The 5961-nt window shown below is 64.8% G+C and carries 6 protein-coding genes and 1 pseudogene; 3 read left to right on the plus strand and 4 right to left on the minus strand.

Translation table 11 applies throughout. The features are described from left to right. Window positions 1-646: 646 nt before the first annotated feature. The 4 genes and pseudogenes from JWQ81_RS34910 to JWQ81_RS34925 form a co-directional block, all read right to left on the minus strand. Window positions 647-1801 (minus strand): epoxide hydrolase family protein, encoded by a 1155-nt coding sequence (locus JWQ81_RS34910; RefSeq protein WP_297548275.1) that lies wholly within the window; start codon window positions 1799-1801, stop codon window positions 647-649. A gap of 63 nt (window positions 1802-1864) precedes the next feature. Further along, window positions 1865-2509, minus strand: a complete 645-nt coding sequence (locus tag JWQ81_RS34915; RefSeq protein WP_297548277.1) for a TetR family transcriptional regulator — start codon at window positions 2507-2509, stop codon at window positions 1865-1867. Between the two features lie 389 nt (window positions 2510-2898). Then, window positions 2899-3120: pseudogene (locus JWQ81_RS34920) on the minus strand (transposase); the annotation flags it as partial. A gap of 200 nt (window positions 3121-3320) precedes the next feature. After that, complete coding sequence (locus tag JWQ81_RS34925) at window positions 3321-3911, minus strand: TetR/AcrR family transcriptional regulator (RefSeq protein ID WP_297548279.1); 591 nt, start codon at window positions 3909-3911, stop codon at window positions 3321-3323. Window positions 3912-3989: 78 nt separating this feature from the next. Between JWQ81_RS34925 and JWQ81_RS34930 the strand changes: the two genes are divergently transcribed. From JWQ81_RS34930 to JWQ81_RS34940, 3 genes are all read left to right on the plus strand, one after another. After that, on the plus strand, window positions 3990-4622 hold the full coding sequence (locus JWQ81_RS34930) for an NAD(P)-dependent oxidoreductase (RefSeq protein WP_297548281.1): 633 nt from the start codon (window positions 3990-3992) through the stop codon (window positions 4620-4622). Window positions 4623-4639: 17 nt separating this feature from the next. Next, window positions 4640-5413, plus strand: a complete 774-nt coding sequence (locus JWQ81_RS34935; protein WP_297548283.1) for a GDSL-type esterase/lipase family protein — start codon at window positions 4640-4642, stop codon at window positions 5411-5413. Window positions 5414-5490: 77 nt separating this feature from the next. Continuing rightward, the gene (locus JWQ81_RS34940) at window positions 5491-5781 is read left to right on the plus strand and encodes a transposase (RefSeq protein WP_297548285.1); all 291 of its coding nucleotides are present in this window, start codon (window positions 5491-5493) and stop codon (window positions 5779-5781) included. Window positions 5782-5961 lie beyond the last annotated feature (180 nt).

Genomic DNA, 5961 nt, shown 5'->3' on the forward strand with positions numbered 1-5961 from the left:
ATAAGGCCAGGTCAGAGGTTTGTGGCACCTCCTCCCCTGGTCGCTAGACTGACCGTAGCCAGAACTTAGCCAGAACTAAGTGACGGCGATGGTCGGGGAGGGCCACACCATGGCACGTACACCTATGCAACTGGGCACGTGGGGAGAGATCCACGCCACGTTCGTCCCAGCAGTAGTCAACGAGAGCGGCAAGGTCGTCAAGCCTGAGCGCTGGCGCGCCTACGCCCTGTACCGCGGATACGACGGGCACACCTCGCAGGTCGAGCGCAAGGACACAAGCCAAGACGCCGCGACCGAGAGACTGAAGGGGACGCCCTCGAGGCCAAGGCAAGTCGCAAGTCAGGCGCAACGCTCACACTCGAATCGCGACTGAAGGACGCAGCAGACATCTGGATCGACAAGATCCGCCGTCACCCTCCTCGCCGTGCTCCAAGGAGGCCTCCTCCTCGCCCAGGTCCAACGGAGCACCCGTCCCCTCGAGACCGCGGTAGACACCCTCCTCGCCCTCGCCTCCAGCAGATAAGCCCAAGGTGGGTCCGGGCACCTGCGGCAATGCTAGTCGTTACACCGCAGCACTTCCGGGTAGATCACGGGCTCGATTTCCGGGCTTCACGCGGAGTCGTCCATTCTTGTCGGCGGTTCCGGGCTACGACGCCGCCGTCGGGCTTCGCCGATGGGCTCGGAAGAACTCCCTGAGGTCGTGTGCGAGCAGTTCGGGTTCCTCGTGAGCGGCAAAGTGTCCGCCGCGGGGCATGGGCGTGTACCTCGTGACGTTGTATGTGCGCTCGGCCCAGCTGCGGGGTGGCTGGGTGAGGTCCGCCGGGAATAGGGCAACGGCCGTCGGCACGGTCACTTGTTCGACCCGTCTGGTCAGGTGCCTGGCGTATTCGTAGTACGGCCGAAACGATGTCGAGATTGTATTGGTAAACCAATAGAGAGACGCCTGGGTGAGGAGGAAATCGTCACTGAAGCGGGAGGACAGGTCGCCCCCGCAGTCACTCCAGGCGCGGTACTTCTCGATTGTCCAGGCGAGCAATCCAGCCGGCGAGTCGGCCAGGCCGTAGCTCAGTGTGAGCGGGCGCGTGGCTTGCTCGTGCTGGTACCCGCCTTCCTCTGCGGACCATTCCGCGATGGAATCGAGATAGGCACGCTCCTGGGCGGTCACGCTGGACTCGGCGTAGGCCACCGGGTTCGCGACCGCCATCAGGTGAATGCCGACCACGGCTTCGGGATGGGCTTCACCCAGCCGGGAGGTGATACCGGCACCCAGGTCGCCGCCGTGAGCGCCGTAACGGGTGAAACCCAATTCGGCGTGCATGAGGCGGTGCCAGAGCTCGTGCGTCTGCAGCGGGTCGGCCAGTGAGGGGCGCTGTGGCGAGAAGGCGAATCCGGGCAGCGACGGGACGATGACGGTGAACGCGTCCTCGCTGGCGCCTCCGTACTGCGACGGTGCGGCCAGCCGGTCGGCGAGGCCGGTCAGTTCAAGGAACGAGCTGGGCCACCCGTTGGTCAGGACAATCGGCAGGGAGCCGGGTCGTTCCCCGTCGAAACGGAGATAGTGGACCGGTGTTCCGCCGATGTCGGCCACGCGGTTCGGGAGGGCGTTAATGGCCGCTTCCTGGGCACGCCAGTCGTATTCGGACGCCCAGTAGGCAACGAGCCGCCGCAGCTCGCCGGAGTCGGTTCCGGTGTCCCAGCCGCTCGTGGGCCAAGGCGTCGGCCACCGCGTCCCGAGCAGCCTCGAGCGGAGTTCGGCGAGTTCGGCGTCGGTAACGGCGAGCACGGAGTCGTCAGGGGGCATGGAAGTCTCCTTCATCCGCGCCGAATTCGGTGGACCGGGGCGGATGAGACGCGAAGGCGTGCGTCACGCTCCAGGCCAGCCGGACGGATCGACGGTCCTGCCGATCACGGCCCGTGTCACTTCTCGTGGTTCCGGCTCGATCGCCAGCAGGGCATGCATGATCATCCCTTCAAGAAGGGCATCCATGCGTACGGCGTCGTCCGCGCCGATATAGCGGGCGAGAACCTCCTGACTGGTCTTCGTCCAATCGTGCATCAGGGCGCGTAGCTCGGGGTTGCGGAGCGCCGCGAGGTGGAACTCGAACCCGAGGACCGCGCTGCGATGCCGTGCGGGACCTCCGTGGACGAAGTCGACGAGGACCTCGACGAACTGCTCGTGGGTTTCGACTTCGTCGAACACGCTCTCGAACACCGAGGTCTGCTGCTCGACGTACCGGGCGAACGCCTGCACTTGGAGGTCGGCCAAGTTGGCAAAGTGATAGGTGACGGAACCGAGCGGCACGTCGACGTGGGCGGCGATGTGCCTGTGCGTCGCACCCGCCACCCCGTGTTCCACCAGGACATCCAGGGCGGCGTCGAGAATGCGCGTCTTGCGGTCCGGGTCGTGCCGACGAGGACGCCGCTCCGTTCCCGCCTTGACGGGAGCCTGACGCCCGTCCTCCGTGCGATCCCTTCCACAGGAACTCGACGACGGGGCGATGCGATCCATACGTACAAACGTACCCTAGATAAGAACAAATGTACACAGCAGTCGCCAGGCCTCACTGCACGCCCGTCGGTGGTGGAGCCCCGACTCCACCACCGACGGCGCTTCCCCGAAGCGGACGCCGAGAGAAGCATCCGCGGCGTGGCATGGTGGGGGTGGGCATGACCTTTAGGTGAGAACGGACTCGCTGGGCTCGACGACTGGCAAGATCACGCCTCTCGTGCTCGAGCAGTTCTACGCCCAACTGAGGCGATGTAGTCAACTGTGCAACGGGAAGCCATTCGTCGAGCACCAGGCTGAAGGTGTCTACGAGTGCCGGGAAGGGAGACATCGGCGTCCGCCCGGTCGTATGCCTGATGGTGGTTATCCGCCGCATGGCTGCGCTGAGGTTGGATGTTGCCGATACGCCGGGCACGTTTCGGGACGATCGCCGGCTCAAACGAGCCATTCCAGTCCCGCGGCACTTCCAGGTCGATCGGCCCGTTCCGTGTCGACACGGCCTTGGTCGTTGTCCCGTTCCTGGAATTGCCGGTACCACGGCCGGCGGGGTCACCGGCGTCATAACCCAGATGATCGGTCATTTCCACCTGCAGGGCACGCTCAAGCACTGCCTCCCGGCTGGCCGAAGCGGCCGGACTGGAACAGGTACTCGCACGCTCCGCCGGACACCAACGTCCACTCAAGCCGAAGGGAGCGCGTTTCGCGGGATGCTGGAGACTGCTGCCACCAGCGTGGCGTGCATCTGTTACCACCATGATCCTGGTCGACGGGCTTGAGACCACTATTCGGTGGGTGAGCGGCCGTCGGCTGAGAGCTAAATCAGACCGTCCGTGAGGGTGTTGGCCAGTGATGCCGCGAAGCGGCTCGTGGAGTCGTTGTCGTCTTGTTGGTCCGTGAAGTGGCTCAGGAAGGCATGCTGGAGACAGGCACCGAGCAGGAGCGCGGCGGCGGTTTCCGGGTCGACTCCCGGCCGGATACGACCGAGATCCTGTTCTGCGGCGAGGTAGCCAGCCAACGCGCTGTTGACGTGCTGGGGTCCGGCGTTGCGCTCGCGTAGTGCCGTGCGGTGCGCGGCGAGCAGTTGTGGCTCGGAAAACAGCGACGCGGCCATCGGGAAGGTGTGGCAGTAGAAGTCGATTGCCGCTCGCGCGACTACTTCCAGGGTCTGCCGTACCGCGCCCTGCCCGACCCGGTGTTGTAGCCCGCCGAGCAGAGCGGCGAGCGCGTTTGGTGTGCGTTCGCTCAGTACGGCCAGGAACAGGTCGGTCTTGTCGCGGAAGTGCTTGTACAGCGCCGCTTCCGAGAACCCGGCTGCTTTGGCGATCTCCTTCGTGGTCGCGCGGGCGAGACCACGGGTGCGCATCACGTGCGCTGCCGCGTCGAGCATCCGGTCACGCGTGCTCATCGAGACCTCCGGTTGACAAGTCAGTGAGTGCTCACCCACTATAGTAGTTAGTGAGCACTCACCAACCAGAGGGGGATCATGAAGATCACGCTTTTCGGTGCGACCGGGGGTACCGGCAGGCAGGTGCTCGACCTGGCGTGCGCTGCTGGCTACGAGGTCACGGCGGTGGTTCGCGATCCCGCGCGCCTGACCGGCAATGGCCAGCATCTGACGGTGGTCACGGCGAACGTCATGGACCCGGACGCGATCGGATCGCTCATCGCAGGCCGGCATGCCGTGGTCACGGCGATCGGGCCGCGCGAGGGTCGCACACCCTCCACCGTGCAGACCGACAGCACGGCCAGCATCGTCACCGCGATGCGGCACAACGGCACCCGCCGGCTGATCGTGGTGAGCAACAGCGGCATGTTCACCGACGGTGACGGGCCGGTGAGCCGACTGGTCGCCAAGCCGATCCTGCGCAGGCTGCTCAGGCACCCCTGGGCCGACATGCGGCGAATGGAAGACGTCGTGCGAGACAGTGAATTGGACTGGACGATCACGCGCCCGCCCATGTTGACCAATGGGCCACGGACCGGGTCCTACCGGACCGCAGCCGACCGCAACGTGCGCGGCGGCATCCGGGTGTCCCGCGCTGACCTGGCCGACGGCATCCTGCGCTGCCTAGCCGATCCGGGATCCATCCACACGGCCGTATCGATCGCCAACTGACCCCAGGAAGGCAGCAAATGAACAACTCGAAGCGACCTCTGAAGGTCGTCTGCATCGGCGACAGCATCACGCGCGGCCAGGTCAGCATGGACTACGTCGACCTGTTGCGGAAACGCCGGCACGCCATGCCCACCACATTTCTCAACGCAGGCGTGAACTACGACCTCGCGTATTCGATCCACCGCCGACTCGACGACGTCGTTGTCCACCGGCCCGACGTCGTCTGCGTGCTCGTCGGCACCAACGACGCGAACGCCACCCTCGGCGAAAGCAACCGCCGGCTGGTCACCCTGCTCAAACGACCGCCCGCCCCACCGACCGCCGAGCGGTTCCGAGAAGACCTCACCGCCATCGTTCGGGAACTCCAACAACAGACCGACGCTCGCATCGGTCTGCTCTCGTTGCCCGTCATCGGCGAGGACCTCGACTCCACCCCGCTGCGGCGCGCGACCGAGTACAGCGCCACCGTGCGCGAGATCGCCACCGCGAACAACGTCTACTACCTGCCCTTGCACGAGCGCCAGGTCGACTATCTCCGCACCCGACAACAGCAGCCCCGCACCCACTATCGTGCGGGTCTGGGACTGTCCTCACGCGCGTCGATCCAGCACTTCGTGTTGCGCCGCACCCTCGACGACATCTCGGCCCGCCGCGGCTTGAGCCTCACCACCGACACCATCCACCAGAACACCCGCGGTGCCACGATGATCGCCGATGTGATCACCGAGTTCCTAGCCCGCTCAGCACCAACACCCGCGCGTGAGGCCAACCGACGCCAAGATCTGGCCTGACAACCCGAACCTGGCCTGCCCTGGGGTTCCTGGACAGTCGTCCCGGCTAAGGTCGGGTAACTGGATCGGAGACCTGGATGGCTCAACGTCGGCGGAAGTTTTCGCCTGAGTTCAAAGCCGAGGCCGTACGCATGGTGATCGAGCAGTCACGTCCGACGGCTCAGGTCGCTCGTGAGATCGACGTACAAGAAGGCACACTCGGCAGGTGGGTAACCCTCTACCGAGAGGAACACGCGGGTGAGGAACCACCACTATCGATCAGCGAACGCACCCAACTCCGTGAGTTGAAAAAAGAAGTCGCGGAACTTCAGATGCGTACCGAGTTTCTGGGAAAAGCTGCGGCCTTCTTCGCTCAGGAATATCGATAATCTCCAAGTTTGAGTTCATCGATGACGAGAAGGCGAACTACCCCATCATACGTATGTGTGCGCGGATTGGTGTTTCCAAGTCCGGCTACTACCACTGGAGGAACAGGCCAGACTCGGCCACCGAAGAACGTCGCATGGCACTGAAGGAACGCATCACGGCCACCTTCACTGCGTCGCGGG

Source organism: Amycolatopsis sp., from assembly GCF_025464955.1.
Lineage (GTDB): Bacteria > Actinomycetota > Actinomycetes > Mycobacteriales > Pseudonocardiaceae > Amycolatopsis.